Origin of the sequence: Anatilimnocola aggregata (assembly GCF_007747655.1) — a bacterium.
Classification (GTDB): Bacteria; Planctomycetota; Planctomycetia; order Pirellulales; family Pirellulaceae; genus Anatilimnocola; species Anatilimnocola aggregata.
The window spans coordinates 4,378,088-4,395,731 of sequence record NZ_CP036274.1 but is presented as its reverse complement, the minus strand read 5'-3'; the positions used below and the strand labels follow the sequence as shown (position 1 = coordinate 4,395,731).

The window sequence follows — 17,644 nt, the reverse complement described above, 5'->3', positions numbered from 1 at the left end:
TCGCGAGGGAGGTGACCACGCTGACGGGCATTGGTTGCTAAAATTATCTCGCTTGGCAGCGAACTGACCAGCCGCCCGCTCGTCGATATTAACAGCGATTGCGGTCTGGCAGTGGGTGACCTCAGAAAGAAGTTATGACTCGCAGTGACTACGAATACGATGTGCTGGTGATCGGCGCGGGGCATGCCGGCACCGAAGCGGCCATGGCTGCGGCCCGCGTCGGGCTGCGGACCTGCCTGCTCACGACCAACTGCGATACCGTCGCCCAGATGAGCTGCAACCCGGCGATTGGCGGCGTGGCGAAGGGTCAGATCGTGCGCGAGATCGACGCGCTGGGTGGGGTAATGGGGCGGGCCATCGATGCCACAGGCATTCAATTTCGCCTGCTCAACCGCCGCAAAGGGCCGGCCATGCATAGCCCGCGAGCTCAGGCGGATAAGAAGGGATATCAGTTTGAAGTAAAGCGGCTCGTCGAGGAGCAACCGAATCTCTCGCTCCGGCAGGAAGTGGTTGAGGATCTGCTCGTCGAAGAAATCGCCGACAGCAATACCGAGCAAACTGCGCGCATCGTTGGCGTGCGTGTGCGGGGTGATATCACTTACCGCGCGCCTGCAGTGGTCCTCACAACCGGCACATTCTTGCAAGCGATCATGCACACGGGCGAAGTGCAAACGCCTGGAGGCCGCGCAGGAGAAGGAACGACGGCGGGCATCAGCGGGGCGCTCAATCGGCTGGGATTCCGCGTCCAGCGCTTCAAGACGGGTACTCCCTGCCGGTTGAATGGGCGGACGATCGATTACAGCCGCACAGAACTTCAGCCCGGCGATGACGACCCGGAGCCATTTTCGTTTCTCACCAGCGAGGTCGAACGGCAGCGGATGGGGCGCGAACAGATTCCGTGCTACATCACCTACACGAACGAGCAGGTACATGAACTGATTCGGGCGAATCTGCATCGGGCGCCCATGTACAGCGGGCAGATTCAATCGCGGGGCCCGCGGTATTGCCCGAGCATCGAGGACAAAGTGGTGCGTTTTGCCGAGAAAGAGCAACATCAGCTCTTCTTGGAACCCGAAGGTCGGCGGACGTACGAAGTGTACGTAAACGGCATCTCTACCAGTTTGCCCCGCGATGTGCAGGACCAGATGCTGCGGCTGATTCCCGGCCTGGAAAAGGCCCAGATCATGCGCTATGGCTACGCCGTCGAATACGATTTTTGCCCTCCCGATCAGCTGTGGCCGTGGCTCGAAACGAAGCGCGTTGGCGGTCTGTTCTTCGCCGGGCAAATCAACGGGACCACTGGTTATGAAGAGGCTGGCGCGCAAGGCCTGATTGCCGGTGCCAGCGCTGCACTCAAGTTGCAAGGGAAAGAACCGCTCGTGATTGGCCGCGAGCAGGCTTATATCGGCGTGCTGACGGATGACCTGGTGACTTGCGGTGTGGACGAGCCCTATCGCATGTTCACTAGCCGGGCGGAATATCGCCTGCTATTGCGGCACGATAACGCGGATCGACGTTTGACGGCCATCGGCCGCCGCGCGGGACTTGTCGACGATGCTCGCTGGCAGCGGTTGCAAGAAAAAGAAGCAGAGATCTCCGGCGCGCTACATATCCTGCGCACCGAGCGGACCGGCGAAGTGACACTCGAACAATTGCTCCGGCGGCCCGAAGTCACCTGGCCTCAAATCGTTCAACATGCGCCGCAATTGGGCGCAGTCTCGCGCGAGTCGTCGATTCAAATTGAATACGACGTGAAATATGCGGGCTATGTTTCACGACAAGAACAGCAGGTCGATCGCCAAAAGCGACTTTCGGAAAAAAAGATCCCCGAGCATTTCGACTATGCGATGGTCAAACACTTGCGCACCGAAGCCCGCGAGAAATTGCTGCGAGTACGTCCAATTACGCTGGCTCAGGCTGGCCGAATTAGCGGCATCACACCGGCCGATCTGGCGCTCGTGCTGACGTATCTCGAAGGGGTGAGCCGCCGAAGCGTTTCATGATGAGGAAGAGCGGCAAACGTTCGGACTGAAGCTTTGTCCAGCAAGTTTGCGTGGGGCTAGTCAGCAGAATCATTACCAGTTTTGCTGCATTTTTGGCCGCATTTTTGCACCTTGTCGAGGAATTCGCAGCGATGTGCTATTGCCGAAATGGGAATGTCGAAATAACCTTAACTTAGGAGAGGTAGGAGAACTGATTGGCTAGGGACAGCCGGAGCCAAAGCATTTGTAAGCTGGTGGCTCGCCTTACCGATCCTCTCGCCTCTGACGAAATGCTCTTTTGCAAGTTCTTTGAGACGCAGCGACTCATGGTCGCAACTTAGCGTCGGCATTCTTGCCCGGCATCTTCTCCCCGCCGGTTGCCAGCAACCCGATGTCTTTCCCGTTGTGCCTGCTGAATCGCATCGTGCTTGTACCAACACGGGTGACAGCAGTATCGGCTGCTGCGCGGTTGGTAGAGCCGCGAGTCAAAGGGCTGGAAATCGTGTCACATCCGCCAGAGCGAGAGCCATGAAGTTCACGAACATGAGGTTCAGTCGACAGACCGGAACATCACCAGCGAGGCAGCATGCAGGTGGTTGAATTGGCCCGCAATTGAAAGTGGCCAAGTTCGGGCACCAAACGTGCAGCTATCACGCGCGTTCTGAGGAGGACGGTGCGATGACATCACTAAAGACTAGCAGCGGTAAGAACATCATCTCTTTGATTGCCGGTCGGCAAGACCTGGAACAGTTCCGTCGCAAGAGTTGGGTCGGCACGTTCGAGGAATACCTCGATCTGGTGCGAGAAACGCCTCAAGTCGCCCGCAACGCCTTCGAGCGAGTCTACGACATGGTGATTTCGTACGGCACTACGGTGTACGACGAATCCCGCGGCGTAAAACGGACCCACTTCAAGTTCTTCGACGATCCCGATAACGGCGGCCGCGATGCCGTCTTCGGCCTCGATGAAACGCTGGAAAGCTTCGTCAACGCGTTAATGTCGGCTGCTAAAGGCTACGGCATTGAGAAACGCGTGTTGCTGTTGCACGGCCCCGTTGGCAGCAGCAAGAGCACCATCGCGCGCCTCCTCAAGCGCGGTTTAGAACGGTATTCGACCACCGACGCGGGAGCCGTCTATACCCATGGTTGGGTGAACGAAGCTGAGCCGACGGAAGTCCACTGGTGCCCGATGCACGAAGAACCGCTGCATCTCGTACCCGAGCGCTTCCGCGATGACGTTTTGAAAGATCTGAATGGCGATGCTGATGAAGAGCAATACAAGGTAAAGATCGTCGGCGATCTCTGCCCGTACTGCCGCTTTATGTACACCGAGCGACTAAAGAAGTACGGCGGCGACTGGACGCAGGTGATTCAAGACATTCGCGTCAAACGGATCACTCTCTCAGAACAAGACCGCTGCGGCATTGGCACCTTCCAGCCCAAGGATGAGAAGAATCAGGACAGCACCGAACTGACCGGCGACATCAACTATCGCAAGATTGCCGAATATGGCAGCGATAGCGATCCGCGGGCGTTCAACTTCGATGGCGAATTTAATGTCGCCAATCGCGGCATCATCGAATTCATCGAAGTTCTAAAACTCGATGTAGCGTTCCTTTACGACCTGCTCGGCGCTAGCCAGGAGCATAAGGTCAAGCCGAAAAAGTTCGCCCAGACCGATATCGACGAAGTAATCATTGGCCACACGAACGAGCCCGAGTATCGCCGCCTGCAGAACAACGAGTTCATGGAGGCCCTTCGCGATCGTACCGTGAAGATCGACGTTCCCTACGTCACTCGCTTGAGCGACGAGATCAAAATCTATGAAAAGGATTACAACAGCGGCAAAGTGAAGGGCAAACACATTGCCCCCCACACCATTGAGATGGCAGCCATGTGGGCCGTGCTGACGAGGCTCGAACCGCCGAACAATGCCAGCCTCACTTTGCTGCAGAAGCTGAAGCTCTATAACGGCCGCACGTTGGCCGGCTTTACTGAAGAGAACATCAAGGAGATGAAGGAAGAGGCCATCAGCGAGGGCTTGCATGGCATCAGTCCGCGTTATGTGCAGGACAAGATCAGCAATGCATTGGTCGCGAATCTCGAATCGAAGTCGATCAATCCCTTTATGGTGATGAACGAACTCGAAGCGGGGCTCAAGCATCATTCACTCATCACAAACGAAGAATTGCGGGCGAAGTACCGCGAACTCTTGGGCGTGGTGAAAGAGGAGTACGAGAACATCGTGAAGAACGAAGTTCAGCGGGCTATTGCCGCCGATGAAGACGCGCTGAAGCGACTCTGCGCGAACTACATCGACAACATCAAGGCCTACACTCAGCGTGAAAAGGTTCGCAACAAGTTCACCGGACAAACCGAAGAGCCCGATGAACGAATGATGCGGTCGATTGAGGAAAAGATCGACATTCCTGAGAGTCGAAAGGACGATTTCCGCCGCGAGATCATGAACTACATCGGCGCGCTGATGATCGATGGCAAGACCTTCGATTACAAGGCGAACGAGCGACTTTATCGCGCGTTGCAACTGAAATTGTTCGAGGATCAAAAGGACACAATCAAGCTCACGAGCCTCGTGTCGCAAGTCGTCGACAAGGACACGCAAGCCAAGATCGATGTGGTCAAGAGCCGCCTGATCCGCGACTTTGGTTACGACGACGAAAGCGCCGGCGACGTGCTGCATTACGTGGCCAGTATCTTTGCCCGCGGCGATGTGAAACGGAAATAAGGTGCGACCATGGTCATGAAGATTGATCGCGACAACAGCCGCTTCAAAGAGATTGTGAAGGGGAAGATTCGCCAGAATCTGCGGAAGTATGTGACGCACGGCGAGATGATCGGCCGCAAAGGGAAAGATCTCGTATCCATCCCGCTGCCGCAGCTTGACGTGCCCCACTTCCGCTACGGACAAAACGGCAAGGGGGGCGTTGGCCAGGGTGAAGGTGAGGTTGGCCAGCCCATCGCGCCGGGCGGCGATGGCGAACCAGGGCAAGGTCAGGCCGGCAGCGATGAAGGTCAGCACGTCCTCGAAGTCGATGTTTCACTGGAAGAACTTGCCGAAATCCTGGGGCAGGAACTGAAGCTCCCCCGGATTGAACCCAAAGGCAAAGCGAACATTGAAGATGACAAGGTTCGCTACACCAGCGTGCGCAAAGTAGGACCAGAATCGCTGCGACACTTCCGCCGCACATATGTCCAGGCTCTCAAACGGCAACTCTCCGAGGGCAGCTATCGCCCTAACGATCCACGCGTCATTCCTTACAAAGATGATCGCCGCTATCGCTCGTGGCAGACGGTTTCCGAACCGGTCGCGAACGCCGTAATTCTGTACATCATGGACGTCTCGGGTTCCATGACCGACGACCAAAAAGAGATCGTCCGGACCGAGGCGTTTTGGATCGATACCTGGCTGCGTAGTCAATACACGGGGATCGAGCGCCGGTACATCATTCACGATGCAGCTGCGAAAGAGGTCGACGAGGAGACCTTTTATCACACGCGTGAAAGTGGCGGCACACGCATCAGCACTGCTTACAAAGTGGCACTCAGTCTAATCAAAGAGAAGTTCGACCCCACGCAGTGGAACATCTACGCGTTTCAATTCTCCGATGGAGATAACTGGGGCGAAGACAACCGGCAATCACTGGCGATGCTCAAGGACGAACTGCTGCCGATCTGCAATCTGTTCTGCTATGGCCAGGTCGAAAGTCCCTATGGCAGTGGCGAGTACATCCGCGTGCTGGAAGAAGCGTTTGGCAGCGAGCATGAACAACTGGTCCTATCCGAAATCGCGAACAAAGAAGCGATCTACGAATCGATCAAGACGTTTTTGGGGAAAGGGAAGTAATCATGCCTGCTCTCCATCGATTTCGCAGCCTCACCGAAGAGCTGATCGAAATTCAGCGACAAATGGAAGGTCATGCTCGCGCGTATGGGCTCGACTTCTTCCCCACGATCTTCGAAGTCGTTGATGCCGACCAATTGAACGCGGTCGCAGCCTACGGCGGTTTTCCGACTCGCTATCCGCACTGGCGGTTCGGCATGGAATACGAACAGCTGCAAAAAGGCTATTCGTACGGATTGCAGAAGATCTACGAACTGGTGATTAATAACGACCCCTGCTACGCCTACCTGCTCGGCAGCAATGGCATTACGGATCACAAATTGGTGATGGCCCACGTCTATGGCCACTGCGACTTCTTCAAGAACAACGCCTGGTTCGCGAAGACCAATCGCCGCATGATCGACGACATGGCCAATCACGGCAATCGCATCCGGAACTACATGGACCGGTTTGGCGTCGAAGAAGTCGAGAACTTCATCGACTGCTGCCTGAGCGTGGAAGATCTGATCGACATTTACTCGCCACACATCAAACGCCGCGACGACAAACCACCACCGGTGCGCCACGACGAAGATGATGACGACGCGGCCGATCCGACTTCGCCCACTCGCTATCAGTCGAAAGGGTATCTCGACCACTACGTGAACCCACGCAAAGCAATGGATGCCGAGCGTGCTGAACTGAAAAAAGAGTTGGAGCGAAAGGAGAATTTCCCTTCAGAGCCGATGCGCGATGTCACGCTATTTGTGCTCGAGAACGCACCGCTGAAGAACTGGCAGGCCGATGTGCTGTCGATCATTCGCGAAGAGGCGTATTACTTTGCTCCGCAGGGACAGACCAAAATCATGAACGAAGGCTGGGCCACTTACTGGCACAGCACGATCATGACCAAGCACGCCATGGAGGCCAAAGACCTGATCTGTTACGCCGATCACTGCAGCGGCACGTTGGCCGGATCGCGGACGCGCCTGAATCCGTACAAGCTAGGTGTCGAGTTGTATCGCGATATCGAGGACCGCTGGAATCGTGGTGCCTTTGGTGAGGACTTCGACAACTGCGACGACTGGCAAGAACAACAGCACTGGAATACGAAAGCGGGCCTAGGGCGGGAGAAGATCTTCGAAGTTCGCAGGGTTCACAACGATCTGACGTTCATCGACGAGTTCCTGACGCTCGACTTTTGCCGCCGGCACAAGTTGTTCTCGTTCGGCTATCAGCAGGAGTCGGGTTACTACGAAATCGAGAGCCGCGAATTTCCGAACGTAAAGCAGCGGCTTCTCTATAATTTAACGAACATGGGCCGACCGATCATTTACGTGACTGACGGCAACTACAAGAACCGCGGCGAACTACTGCTGGAGCATCGCTTCAGCGGTGCAGAACTGCAGCAGAACTATGCACAGGACACGTTGACGTCGCTTTACAAACTGTGGAAGCGGCCCGTGCATATTGAAACCAAGTTAGAAGGGGCAACAGTGCTGTGGTCGTTCGACGGCAAATCGCACACGAGTTCAGAAGATAAGAAGAAAGCCTAGCGGAGAAATTGGTAAGCGAATTGCTGCCGGGAAGGCAGGCGGAGATTGATGATGACCATCAAACAAGACATCGCTCTCGAACTGCAACGACTCGCCCCCAGCGGCGGTGAGCTGGAAGTGCGCACTGCGACGGGCCGCATTGTCAGCCAGCTCGACGTCGTCGATGCCGTGGGCTGCTCGTTCACTTGCTTCGATTACCAGTCGACCAACCTTGCCGCAGCCACCGTCGATAGTCTGAAAGCTCTTAGCAACAAGATTCAGCAACGGCTCACTTACTTGATGGAGCCGATCAGTCTGCTTGAGACCGACACCGAGAGCGTTTCAATTCAAATGCGTTCAAGTCCGCCGCAGGTTGGCGATGATGGTCGTAGTTACTACGAACTTCTCGTCCGCCGCGGTGGCGAAGTCACCCTCCGCCGCTACCACAAAGCGGCGGGCCAACCCCGGCAAATCGTGCCGGCTCATGTCACGCGCGAAGTCCTCGGCCGCCTGGCCGAGGATTTTGTGGCCGTAATTGGGTAGTGCAACCGCAACTACTTCTTCGATACTGGCTTCAATTCCCACTTCTCATCAAAAAATCCGGCATTGACGATCTTCCCCGGTGCGCTGGCATCGGGCACTTGTGTCAGGTCGATCATGGCCCAATCGGGGAGCTTGGGATTCTGCTGGGAATTGGTTTTATCGTGTGCTTCGCGGAACGTGAGGCCCGAGTTAAGTACGACGTACTTCGGCGGCCAGTTGTTCTTATCAAGTGGATTGGGGTAGATCATCACGGGCACGTGCGTGGCCGCATCGTACTTCTCCGTGCCAACAACCCAATCCTCCCCAGCGCGCTTGATCGGCAAATCGGCGGCAATCTGTTTGATGACCGAATTCGAATCAGCATCGCCCCACAAGCTGAGGTTGGCCAGTTTAATGATCTGGTCGGTCACTTCGGTGTCTTTGATAACCCGCAGTTCCGCGCGCATCAAGCTGCGCCACCGGCTGCGAAAATGTTCGAGTTCGAACTCTTGCCACGCTTGAAACCGCGCGTTTTTGCTTTTGCCGCTGGGAGTGACCACGACGAACGTATTGCGATAAGCGTCGTCGATCGGGCCGTGCGAATCGATTCGTTTCACCTTCTCTTGAACGCGTGTGTACAGCTTAGCTAAGTCTTCGTGGGCCCACTTGCCGTCAGTTTTATAGATGGCACAGATCTCATCGGAACCTTTGGAACTGCGCTCGACCACCAGATTCTGCCCATCGATTGTGATTTGCACCTTGCCGTCTTTATCGTGTATGTCCTTAGGGAGCATGATGCCGAGAAAGGCGACGTTCTTCGTAGTGACGTCGAACTGGCTGCCATCGAGTGTGGCATCGACACGGGTATCCTGCCAATGCTCTTCCAGCCGGAAGAGTTGCAGCCAATGTTGCCTGGCGTAACGGAGCGTGCGGGTTTGCAGCGAGACCTTCTTGGGCGGATCTTCGGCGGGCTTCTTTACTGCTTCATCGATCTTGGCGAGAAGTTCCTTCAGCACGGTTGGTTCGTACTTGTGTTCGGTCTTGGGGCCGATTAGGTGCGTCAGTTCGCGACCTTCAGATTGATAGGCAGCTTCCATCACGCGGGCAGCTTGAATTTGCCGATCGAGTTCGCCGCTGTAGGCGAAGACATCGCAGTTAAACAAGTTGCGGACGTAAGCCGGTGTGTCGTAGTGTCCCCACAGCTTCTGCTCGTACCACGCCGGGTAGTCTTCGGGCTTGAGCTTGACGTACTGCGCGGTCTCGGCGAAGCCGGCACCAGGTGCGACCACGCGGAAGTGATCGGCAAAGTGAGCTCCAACATGCCAAGCGCCCGCGCCGCCCATTGAAAAACCGATAAGTACGCGCCGCTTGGGATCGGTGTTGTACTGCTTTTCAGCATGCATCGTGGCTTCGATCACATCGACTTCGCCCGCATGCTTATATCCAACACATTGCCGGCCGAACGCGTGAACGACAATCGCCCCCGGCGGAGCGATCTGCCCCGGCTTACTCATCCGTTCGTAAATGAAGTGCAGGTCTGTCTGCTTATCTCCTCGGCCGTGCAGCCAAACGTATAGGGGGGCAACCTTCGATAGGTCATGATCTTTGGGAATGACCGCTCCGTACGGCTGCGGGAAACCATCGATGCCGCTATGAAACCCGCGCACAACGGTTCCGGTGGCGGTGGTCCAGGGATGCTTGCCCGCTGCCAACTGATCAAGCCGCAAATTCGCTTCCTTCAGCAGCGCATCGGCTTTGGCAAAATCCTTCGGATCGTAAAACTCGCGGTTCTCTAGCGCATAAGTCACCGCCTTGATGAAGACGAAGATGTCTGCGGATAGCTCGTGGTCTTTGATTTCGACAAACCGCTGGCCGATGGCTTCCAACTCTTTCACGAGTCGTTCGCGGACGTTAGTGGGCACTTCAATCCCTTCCGGCGGCAAGACCCGTTTGATCGGCGGTATGGCCGGCAGCACTGCCTGTTCCCCAGAGTCCGCGGGAGGAATCTTTGCCGGCTGAGCCTGCGTGACTAGGCCGCTCATACTCATGAGCAAGGTCAATGTGGCAGACAGACGAAATGCTGATGGGACGCAGATCATGTTGCGGAACTCCGGGCATACGAACGGCTGGCAGGCAAGTGAAAAAGGGCCACCGCGGTGGTCGCATTATATCGCTCGTACGAGTCGTTGCGACGGTCGTCCCCTGCGATGCAGCGCTTCGGCAAAGACCGCAAGTCCGGCTGCAACCAGGAAACCGCTGGTGACGTTTACTCACCCGCCCTTTAGAAAATTCCTACCCGCTGACCCAGATTGCGACACACCTGCGGCCAGTTGTTGACGAAACAGTTAGTACGCGGCGACGGACAACGCTGCGTGGAGACACATGACGCGTCTCCTTGGAACGGATGCCTTTGCGGGACATGAGGTCCCTAGTCCAGGATGACCTTCGAGCACATCCCGGTTGCGCACAATGGAGGGCGCAACCGCGAATAGGATGGCTCGCACCCGTAAGGAGTACGTTTACATGAAGTCTTTCTATGCGCACAGTCTCGCGTTTGCCCTTGGTTTGGCCGGTCTGGCCAATACCGCGCACGCACAATATCTGAATCAACCTTCGTTGCTGCCAATTCCGTCGGCAATGCAATCGTATCCGGTCTCGCCCGTCGCCGCATATAACGAGAACCTGGCACCATCGGCGGACAACCTGCCGAGCCCAAGTGATTCCCCGTCGATTCTGCCCGCTCCCCCGATGGCTCAGCCCGATCGCAGCCTGCTGAGCGAAGATTATAAAAAGGCCACGACCGGCGGCTGGGGTGACAAAGACGTTGTCTATGACGACGCCACGGCTGACTCTTGCGGTATGCCGGGCACGCCCTGCCAGAACTTTTGGTATGGCTACGCCGGTGGTCTGATCATGACCCGCGCACAGGGCGAAAGCTTTCTGATTAGTGAAAACACCACCACCAACGAACGCATTCTTTGCTCGTGCGGTGGTGACATGGGATGGACTGGCGGTTTCGAAACGACGCTCGGCCGCACCTTCAACTGCGGCAATAACGCCTTGGAAGTGACCTACTGGGGGCTGTTTCCTGGCGATCGTTGGATGGATGCCTACAGCCCCACCAACGAACTCGGTACACCAATCGATTTCTCGACCATCGATTACGATGATGGCGTGAATCCAGCCGGTCCTGCCAGCGACTGGTTCAACACCTCCGTTCACCACCGCGTCCGCTTCTACAACACGCTGAACAACATCGAACTCAACCTGCTGGGTCAATGCTATGGCAATGGCTTCATCGGTGGCGGCCCCATGGCAACCTGCACCGGTGCTGGTTGCAACGGCGGAACGTGCGGACCAAGCTGTGCTCCTCGCTGGGGTTGCGGCTGGATGATGGGCGTACGCTACTTCGACTTTACAGATGGCTTCTCTTTCGAAGCCGACGATGTTGATGACGTGTTTGACGGCTCGCCGAATGAGATGTGTTACCACGTTCGCATGAAGAATCGCCTGATTGGTTTTCAAGTGGGTGGTGGCTTCAATTGGAACGTGCTCGACTGCCTGCAAGTGTACGGCTTGGCGAAAGCTGGTATCTACAACAACCGCATCAACCAACTGCAAGAGTTCCGCGGCGAGAATGGCTACGGCACGTTTAACTCGGGTGATTGGACGGGCGATCCCTTCCATATCAACAACAGCAAGAATCAGCTCTCGATGATTGGCCAGATCGACCTTGGAATTCGGTACCAATTCAACTGTCACTTCTCTGTGAAGGCTGGCTACCGAATGGTTGGTGTCAGCGGTGTCGGCTTGGTCGAACACCAGATTCCCAACGACTTCTCCGATGCTCACTACCTGAGCCAAATCGAGAGCAACGGCAACCTGCTCCTGCACGGTGCCTACGTCGGTGGTGAATTCCGGTTCTAAATCGAACTTGCCAATCGATTGTCAAAGGTGGGCCGAGCGAAGCAAAGCCCACCGCCACGTTTTCAAACTGCTTCCCACTCTGCAACTTGCTAACAAAGCTGACCGAACCTGCCCTCGCTCAGCAGTCTGAATCATTGAACGACAGCACCTGAGACGAGAGGGGAAACGACACACCGCAGCCGCGATTTCGCCTCCCAAGTCCATCCTGAACTCCCTCCCCGCGGATCCGAAAACGCCCCCGATTATCTACCCAGATAACCGGGGGCGGTGTGTTTCTTGGTGATCCAAGGTCGCCGCTCTCTCAATCGCCAAACATCGGCTGCTCGACCCGCGCAGGAGCGGGCTTTATAATGCAGTCTTCACGGTCCACGTCGAAACTGATTTCGGTCTGCACGAAAGGTTTGCCATGCTTCGGACTCTCTCCGCCCCCCTTCTGTTTGCGCTCGTCAGCACCGCGCTGACGGTCGCTGAAACGCCCAAGGTTCGCTTTCAGCGAACACAGCTGGATGATAAGTTTCGCAGCGAAGGGGTTGCGGTCGCTGACTTTAATAAAGATGGCAAGCAGGACATCGCTGCCGGCTATGTCTGGTATGCAGCCCCTGATTGGAAGATGCACCAACTGACCGACAAGGCACCAGAGTACAACCCCAAGGGATACAGCAACGCCTTTTGCTGCTTTGCCGAAGACGTGAACGGTGACGGTTGGAGCGACCTGCTGATTGTTGATTTTCCCGGCACGCCGACGTGGTGGTTTGAGAATCCCAAGGAAACCGGCAAGCTCTGGACTAAGCGAACCGTGACGCCGGTCACCAACAACGAGAGCCCGCAGTATCTCGACCTGGATGGTGACGGTAAGCGCGAGTTGATTTTGGGCTTTGCTCCCGATACGAAAAGTTCCGATGGGCCTGATCGGCAAGTGGGTTTTGCCAAGCCTGCGAAGGATCCGAACGAACCTTGGATCTTGACAGCGGTTAGCGAAAAGGGTGTGCAAGGGGCGAAGAAGTATGACCACGGGATTGGCGTGGGAGATATCAACGGCGATGGCCGCAAGGACATCATGGCTGCCAGCGGATGGTGGGAAGCACCCGCCACGCCCAGCGAAACTCCTTGGAAGTTTCACCCCGTGAACTTTGGGCTGGCCGCGCAAATGTACGCCTACGACTTTGACGGCGACGGCGACAATGACGTGGTCACCTCGAGCCCGCACGCCTTTGGGCTGTGGTGGCACGAGCAAGTTGCCCCCAATCAATGGAAGCAACATGAAATCGATAAGACGTTCTCGCAGATTCACGGCGTGATGTTGGCCGACATGAATGGCGACAAACTGCCCGATTTGGTCTGCGGCAAGCGCTGGTGGGCGCATGCAGCTGGCGATCCTGGGGTGAACGATCCAGCCGTTTTCTACTGGTTCGAACTGACTCGCGAGAATGGCCGCCCGGTCTGGATTCCGCACCAGTTCGACCACAACAGCGGGCCGGGAACGCAGTTCGAAGTGGCCGACGTGAACGGCGATGGCCTGCTCGACATTATCGCGTCGAACAAGAAGGGCGTGCACTATTTTCAGCAGACGCGGGAATAATTGCCATTGGCGTTCAGCTATTCAGCAAGACTTTAAAGCAGGCAGGAACCGCGCCCTACACTTTGTTCCTGCCTACTCTGCAGTAGCTATATGTCACTTCGCAGCGACTTTGCATCTGGAATTATTACGGGTGTGTTCGGCGTCCTGATGACCCTGTTCGCTGGATTTGCCCTGCTGATTATCGCGCTGCAACGAGCGATGCTGGGGATGATGCCAGTGCGTCCTGGCGAGCGACATGGCATCGATGTCATGAAGGTAGCAGACACCATTCATGGCATCTGGTTCTTTTACATGCCCCTGACGTTAGTGGGCGGGCTAGTGTTTGCCATCTCGGGATATTACCTGTATCGTGGGTCGAATGTCGCGAGGCGAGTCGCTCAGCTTAACGCAATCTGCGGTTTTGCCTGGACGGTCGCCTACGCGATTAGCTGCGGACAAGCATCTGAAATTCAGGCGGAGCTGATGTCGATGCCTGCCCCAATGGTTGCGCTCAACCGCTGGTTTACAATTATTGCCACAATCGTATTTGGAAGCCTATTTCCTGGCGCTTTGCTGATTGTGTTGATTCGACCGAAGGGGCCGAAAGCGTAGCGTGCGAGAACATCTTCTCTCGCAAATGGCTGCCGGAACTTCGTTTGTCCAGCGCATTCCGGCCTCTTTCGTTTACTGCCCGCTGACCAGATTCTGCTCAACAAAGAAGAGTTGAGCAGGGGCAAGTGAGAGGCGTAATTGCTCGAAAGCGCGAGCTTGGGCCAATGCGATGCGTGCTTCGAGCTCGCCCATCTGGGCACCCGCAGCAATGAACTTCTTGTCTTGCAGCGTGGTGACTTTTTTCAAGCCATCCAAGGCCACCAAAAACTCGACTCGCTTTTTGACGTAGTCGCTGGTGAAAGGGCGCTCGGCATTCAACAGAAGCAGCAGACGATCTTGTTGCGCGGGCGTGAGTGTTTCGAGAAAGCGGGGAACATCGTCGGGCATGCGCGGGCTGGCTTTACCCAAGAGCGTGGCCGAGCGATGGGGCCGGCGAGCGGCGTTGGTTTCGGCCGTGTTACCCAGAAACGAAGCCAGCTTGGCGGCTGTATCCTGCAGCAAGATAGGATACGGCTCTTCGAGTTGCTGGAGCAGGTCGCGGGCGGCTTTCACGGCCGGCGAATCGAGCTTGAAGGCATCGGGATTTTCCCGCAGCATGCGCAGGTAGTTCTTCTGCTCTTCGGCAAAAGCAGCTTCGGCACCGATATAAGCCCAAGCCTGATTCACGGCGACGCGGGCCTCCGCTTCGCCCATCAGTTTGCCTAGCTCGATCACTTCTTTTTCGAAGGTCCGGGCGTCGGCAGCAGTTTCTTTTTCTTCACGATCGCGACAGCGGCGGATTTTGGAGATCAGTTTGGCGCGGGCCAGATAGTAGTCGCGCAAGTACGGCTTCAGATCCATTGCAATGCGGAGCAGACTCCCCATTTGCGGGCGGCTAAGGCCAGAGAGAACGATAAGTCCCCGTTCATTTTCGTCGACGACGATGGTATTGCCCATTTCGTCTTCGGTCGTAGCCCGTTGACCACCATAAGGACCGAACAAATCAACAACCGGGTCGGCACCGGGCGTTTCGCGAATGTCCCCAATCCATTTAATGTTGAGTTCGGCCAGCATGCCGATTTCGCGCGCCTGGTCGTTACTTAGGCCTTGGAATTTAGCCGGCAAGCGCCGTGCGAGAACACCACCCTTGCCCTGCGCGCATGCCTGACTGGCTGCCACGTGTGTGACGAGGAGCATGAGCAGGTAACAAGCGAATTTGCGGAGAGTCATATCGCGGTTATCCGGCGTGATTCGCCATCGACGGCCCGTTGCGCTCAGCCGAACGATCGGTTGCTGAGCGACCACGAATATAGTCTGAAAATACTAGGCCGAATAGGCGCGCAGGGCGTCTCACTATCAACCCGCGCAGGAGCGCTAAGTTCCGCAGCCCACATTGAGTACTTTGCAGTGTTACTTGGCAACCAGCGACTTGCCGGCGGGGGCATTCAGTGCCGCCAGACGAGCTTCGGCCTGCTGCTTGAGGCCAGCCTGATCGCGGCGCGCTACCATTTGGTAGTAGATCTTGGCGACGCCGGGCTTGTTGGCTGCTTCCGCCGCTTGGGCCTTAGCGAGGTAGCTCTCGGCTTCGGCGGAGCGGTTCGCTGCTGCCAGTTCGTTCCGCTCTTGAATATCTGCCAGGCTTGGCTGCGCGGAAGTGTGAACCGGCGTGCTGCGTTGTGGGCGGGCCAGATTGCGAGTGAGGTTGTCAGCCTTTTGATGCACGGCCATTGCTGCAGGATCTTCACCCCGCGCCGCGCGTCGAGCGGCCGCTTCGGCCAGGACAGCGGCATCGAGTTCTTGATGGTCGATGATCGTGGCATGCACGCTCATGTTTGCACCACTCCGCACACTACTTAGGCCACGACTTCCCGTCAGCGGGCCTTTTCCAAGTGGTAGGCCGCGAGTGACGCTGCTGTCAGCAGCCCGGTTCATGCCACCCAGCAGGATGCCGCCGCCATCGGGGACAGACACAGTTGTGTTGACTGAAAAGACTTGAAATACCGGCAACTGCACGGTCGTTGGCGCTTGGGCTAAAGCATTCGTCGCTGCAAAAACCAAACAACTGCTACAGGACCACAACAGGCATTGCCAAATTCTGGGCCAGATTTTGGTTTGCATGATGAATTGCCAAAAGGAAAGGTTGCGTTCAAGCGACAACGTTCAGTTTATCGGCAAGTGCCGCGCTGGTTCAACAGATTGGCGGAATTTGCTGCATTTAGTTGGCATCGTCCCCCAGTAGTCCGCACGCCCTGAGTTTGCTGCGCAGCGTCATTCGCGAGATGCCCAGGATCTCAGCCATGCGAACCTGATTCCCTCCAGACTCCTGCCAGACCAGTTTCAATAGCACATCATCGAACTCATTCTGAAGTCGCCGATAGAGATCTCGATCGCCGGCCGCCAGCAGTTGCCGCACGCGCGCTGAGAGATCATAGCTTGTTGGTTGCTCGCCGCTGGACAGGCCGTTTCTCTTGCCAATCAGGCGCAACGAGGCCGGCAGATCGCTGACCTCGATAGTATTGCCGGCAGCTTGCAGCACTCCATAACGGACTGCACTTTGCAGTTCACGCACGTTGCCAGGCCAGGCGTGTTCTTGCAGCACTTGCCGAGCTTCGACAGAGACACCGCGCACTGGCTTGTTCAAGTCGGTGCTCATTTGACGCAGGAAGTGATCGGTGAGGAGCGGAATATCGGTGGCGCGCTCGCGGAGCGGCGGCAGCGAGATCGTAAATCCATTCAAACGGTAGTACAGATCGAGCCGGAACAGTCCCGACGCGACACGCCGCGGTAAATCCTGATTGGTGGCTGCGATGATGCGTACGTCAGTCTTTACCGTTGCATTGCCGCCGAGCCGCTCAAACTGCTGTTCCTGCAAGAGGCGCAGCGCTTTGGCTTGCGTCGTCAGACTCATGTCGCCAATCTCGTCAAGAAAGAGCGTACCGCCGTTTACCTGCTCGAACTTACCGATGCGTCGCGAATCGGCACCGGTGAAAGCCCCCTTTTCATGACCGAACAACTCACTTTCCAGCAGTGTTTCTGGAAGTGCGGCGCAGTTCATGGCCAGGAATGGACGGTCTTTGCGGCGACTGTAATGAAACACCGCGCGGGCGATGAGTTCTTTACCCGTGCCACTTTCACCCAGAATCAGCACCGGTGCATCTTGCTGCGCAATCCGACCGATGGCTTTATAGACTTCCTGCATCTGCGGACTGCGACCGAGAATCTGGTCTGCCTGTTCGAGCGACTCGTGCTCGGTCGGCAGCACAGCGGGGACTCGATTCAACCGGCTAACGGTGAGTGCCTTGGCAATTACGGTTTTCAGATTGGCCAGATCGACGGGCTTGATCAGATAGTCGAATGCGCCGCGGCTCATTGCTTCGATGGCGGTGGCCGTTTTTGCAAACGCGGTCATAAGGACGATAGGAACGCTCGCATCGAGCCGGCGCATTTCCAAATAGGCATCGAGACCGTTCATATCCGGCAGGCGAATATCGAGCAGTACCGCATCGGGCCGCTCCTTGCGGACAATCTCAATTCCTTTAACCGCCGTGCCGGCAGTGATCACCCGCAAATCGTTCGATTTCAAGCAATGCTCGATCGAAAACAAGATGTTGGGCTCGTCATCTACCACCAGCAGTTGAGCTGTCATGTTCTTAGGCTTTCACTTCACAGCGAAGTTGCTCACTTCAATT

The 17,644-nt window shown here is 56.4% G+C and carries 12 protein-coding genes; 8 read left to right on the top strand and 4 right to left on the bottom strand.

All coding sequences use genetic code 11. The features are described from left to right. The first annotated feature begins 134 nt into the window (after nt 1-134). The 5 genes from mnmG to ETAA8_RS16555 all read left to right on the top strand — a co-directional run bounded on the left by mnmG (nt 135) and on the right by ETAA8_RS16555 (nt 7,900). Nucleotides 135-2,003 (top strand): tRNA uridine-5-carboxymethylaminomethyl(34) synthesis enzyme MnmG, encoded by a 1,869-nt coding sequence (gene mnmG, locus ETAA8_RS16575; RefSeq protein WP_145090496.1) that lies wholly within the window; start codon nt 135-137, stop codon nt 2,001-2,003. Nucleotides 2,004-2,660: 657 nt separating this feature from the next. Next, nucleotides 2,661-4,727, top strand: coding sequence for a PrkA family serine protein kinase (locus tag ETAA8_RS16570; protein ID WP_145090493.1), 2,067 nt, complete (start codon nt 2,661-2,663; stop codon nt 4,725-4,727). Between the two features lie 9 nt (nt 4,728-4,736). After that, complete coding sequence (locus tag ETAA8_RS16565) at nt 4,737-5,846, top strand: DUF444 family protein (RefSeq protein WP_145090490.1); 1,110 nt, start codon at nt 4,737-4,739, stop codon at nt 5,844-5,846. A gap of 2 nt (nt 5,847-5,848) precedes the next feature. Then, complete coding sequence (locus ETAA8_RS16560; protein WP_145090487.1) at nt 5,849-7,378, top strand: SpoVR family protein; 1,530 nt, start codon at nt 5,849-5,851, stop codon at nt 7,376-7,378. Between the two features lie 48 nt (nt 7,379-7,426). After that, nucleotides 7,427-7,900, top strand: coding sequence for a hypothetical protein (locus ETAA8_RS16555; RefSeq protein ID WP_145090484.1), 474 nt, complete (start codon nt 7,427-7,429; stop codon nt 7,898-7,900). An 11-nt stretch (nt 7,901-7,911) separates the two neighbouring features. Here the strand turns inward: ETAA8_RS16555 and ETAA8_RS16550 are convergent, their stop codons facing one another. Beyond that, on the bottom strand, nt 7,912-9,978 hold the full coding sequence (locus ETAA8_RS16550; RefSeq protein WP_145090481.1) for a prolyl oligopeptidase family serine peptidase: 2,067 nt from the start codon (nt 9,976-9,978) through the stop codon (nt 7,912-7,914). A gap of 424 nt (nt 9,979-10,402) precedes the next feature. Between ETAA8_RS16550 and ETAA8_RS16545 the strand changes: the two genes are divergently transcribed. From ETAA8_RS16545 to ETAA8_RS16535, 3 genes are all read left to right on the top strand, one after another. Next, complete coding sequence (locus tag ETAA8_RS16545; RefSeq protein ID WP_145090478.1) at nt 10,403-11,806, top strand: hypothetical protein; 1,404 nt, start codon at nt 10,403-10,405, stop codon at nt 11,804-11,806. A 406-nt stretch (nt 11,807-12,212) separates the two neighbouring features. After that, on the top strand, nt 12,213-13,385 hold the full coding sequence (locus ETAA8_RS16540) for an FG-GAP repeat domain-containing protein (RefSeq protein WP_145090474.1): 1,173 nt from the start codon (nt 12,213-12,215) through the stop codon (nt 13,383-13,385). Between the two features lie 90 nt (nt 13,386-13,475). Next, complete coding sequence (locus ETAA8_RS16535; RefSeq protein ID WP_145090470.1) at nt 13,476-13,976, top strand: hypothetical protein; 501 nt, start codon at nt 13,476-13,478, stop codon at nt 13,974-13,976. 72 nt (nt 13,977-14,048) lie between these two features. Here ETAA8_RS16535 and ETAA8_RS16530 read toward each other — a convergent pair whose 3' ends face one another. The 3 genes from ETAA8_RS16530 to ETAA8_RS16520 form a co-directional block, all read right to left on the bottom strand. Next, complete coding sequence (locus ETAA8_RS16530) at nt 14,049-15,185, bottom strand: hypothetical protein (RefSeq protein ID WP_145090467.1); 1,137 nt, start codon at nt 15,183-15,185, stop codon at nt 14,049-14,051. Between the two features lie 180 nt (nt 15,186-15,365). Further along, on the bottom strand, nt 15,366-15,926 hold the full coding sequence (locus tag ETAA8_RS16525) for a hypothetical protein (RefSeq protein WP_145090464.1): 561 nt from the start codon (nt 15,924-15,926) through the stop codon (nt 15,366-15,368). Nucleotides 15,927-16,170: 244 nt separating this feature from the next. Then, complete coding sequence (locus ETAA8_RS16520) at nt 16,171-17,601, bottom strand: sigma-54-dependent transcriptional regulator (RefSeq protein ID WP_145090462.1); 1,431 nt, start codon at nt 17,599-17,601, stop codon at nt 16,171-16,173. Nucleotides 17,602-17,644 lie beyond the last annotated feature (43 nt).

Coding starts and splice junctions, on each gene's coding strand:
- mnmG (WP_145090496.1), top strand. CDS start 135: ATGACTCGCAGTGACTACGAATACGATGTGCTGGTGATCGGCGCGGGG.
- ETAA8_RS16570 (WP_145090493.1), top strand. CDS start 2,661: ATGACATCACTAAAGACTAGCAGCGGTAAGAACATCATCTCTTTGATT.
- ETAA8_RS16565 (WP_145090490.1), top strand. CDS start 4,737: ATGGTCATGAAGATTGATCGCGACAACAGCCGCTTCAAAGAGATTGTG.
- ETAA8_RS16560 (WP_145090487.1), top strand. CDS start 5,849: ATGCCTGCTCTCCATCGATTTCGCAGCCTCACCGAAGAGCTGATCGAA.
- ETAA8_RS16555 (WP_145090484.1), top strand. CDS start 7,427: ATGATGACCATCAAACAAGACATCGCTCTCGAACTGCAACGACTCGCC.
- ETAA8_RS16550 (WP_145090481.1), bottom strand. CDS start 9,978: ATGATCTGCGTCCCATCAGCATTTCGTCTGTCTGCCACATTGACCTTG.
- ETAA8_RS16545 (WP_145090478.1), top strand. CDS start 10,403: ATGAAGTCTTTCTATGCGCACAGTCTCGCGTTTGCCCTTGGTTTGGCC.
- ETAA8_RS16540 (WP_145090474.1), top strand. CDS start 12,213: ATGCTTCGGACTCTCTCCGCCCCCCTTCTGTTTGCGCTCGTCAGCACC.
- ETAA8_RS16535 (WP_145090470.1), top strand. CDS start 13,476: ATGTCACTTCGCAGCGACTTTGCATCTGGAATTATTACGGGTGTGTTC.
- ETAA8_RS16530 (WP_145090467.1), bottom strand. CDS start 15,185: ATGACTCTCCGCAAATTCGCTTGTTACCTGCTCATGCTCCTCGTCACA.
- ETAA8_RS16520 (WP_145090462.1), bottom strand. CDS start 17,601: ATGACAGCTCAACTGCTGGTGGTAGATGACGAGCCCAACATCTTGTTT.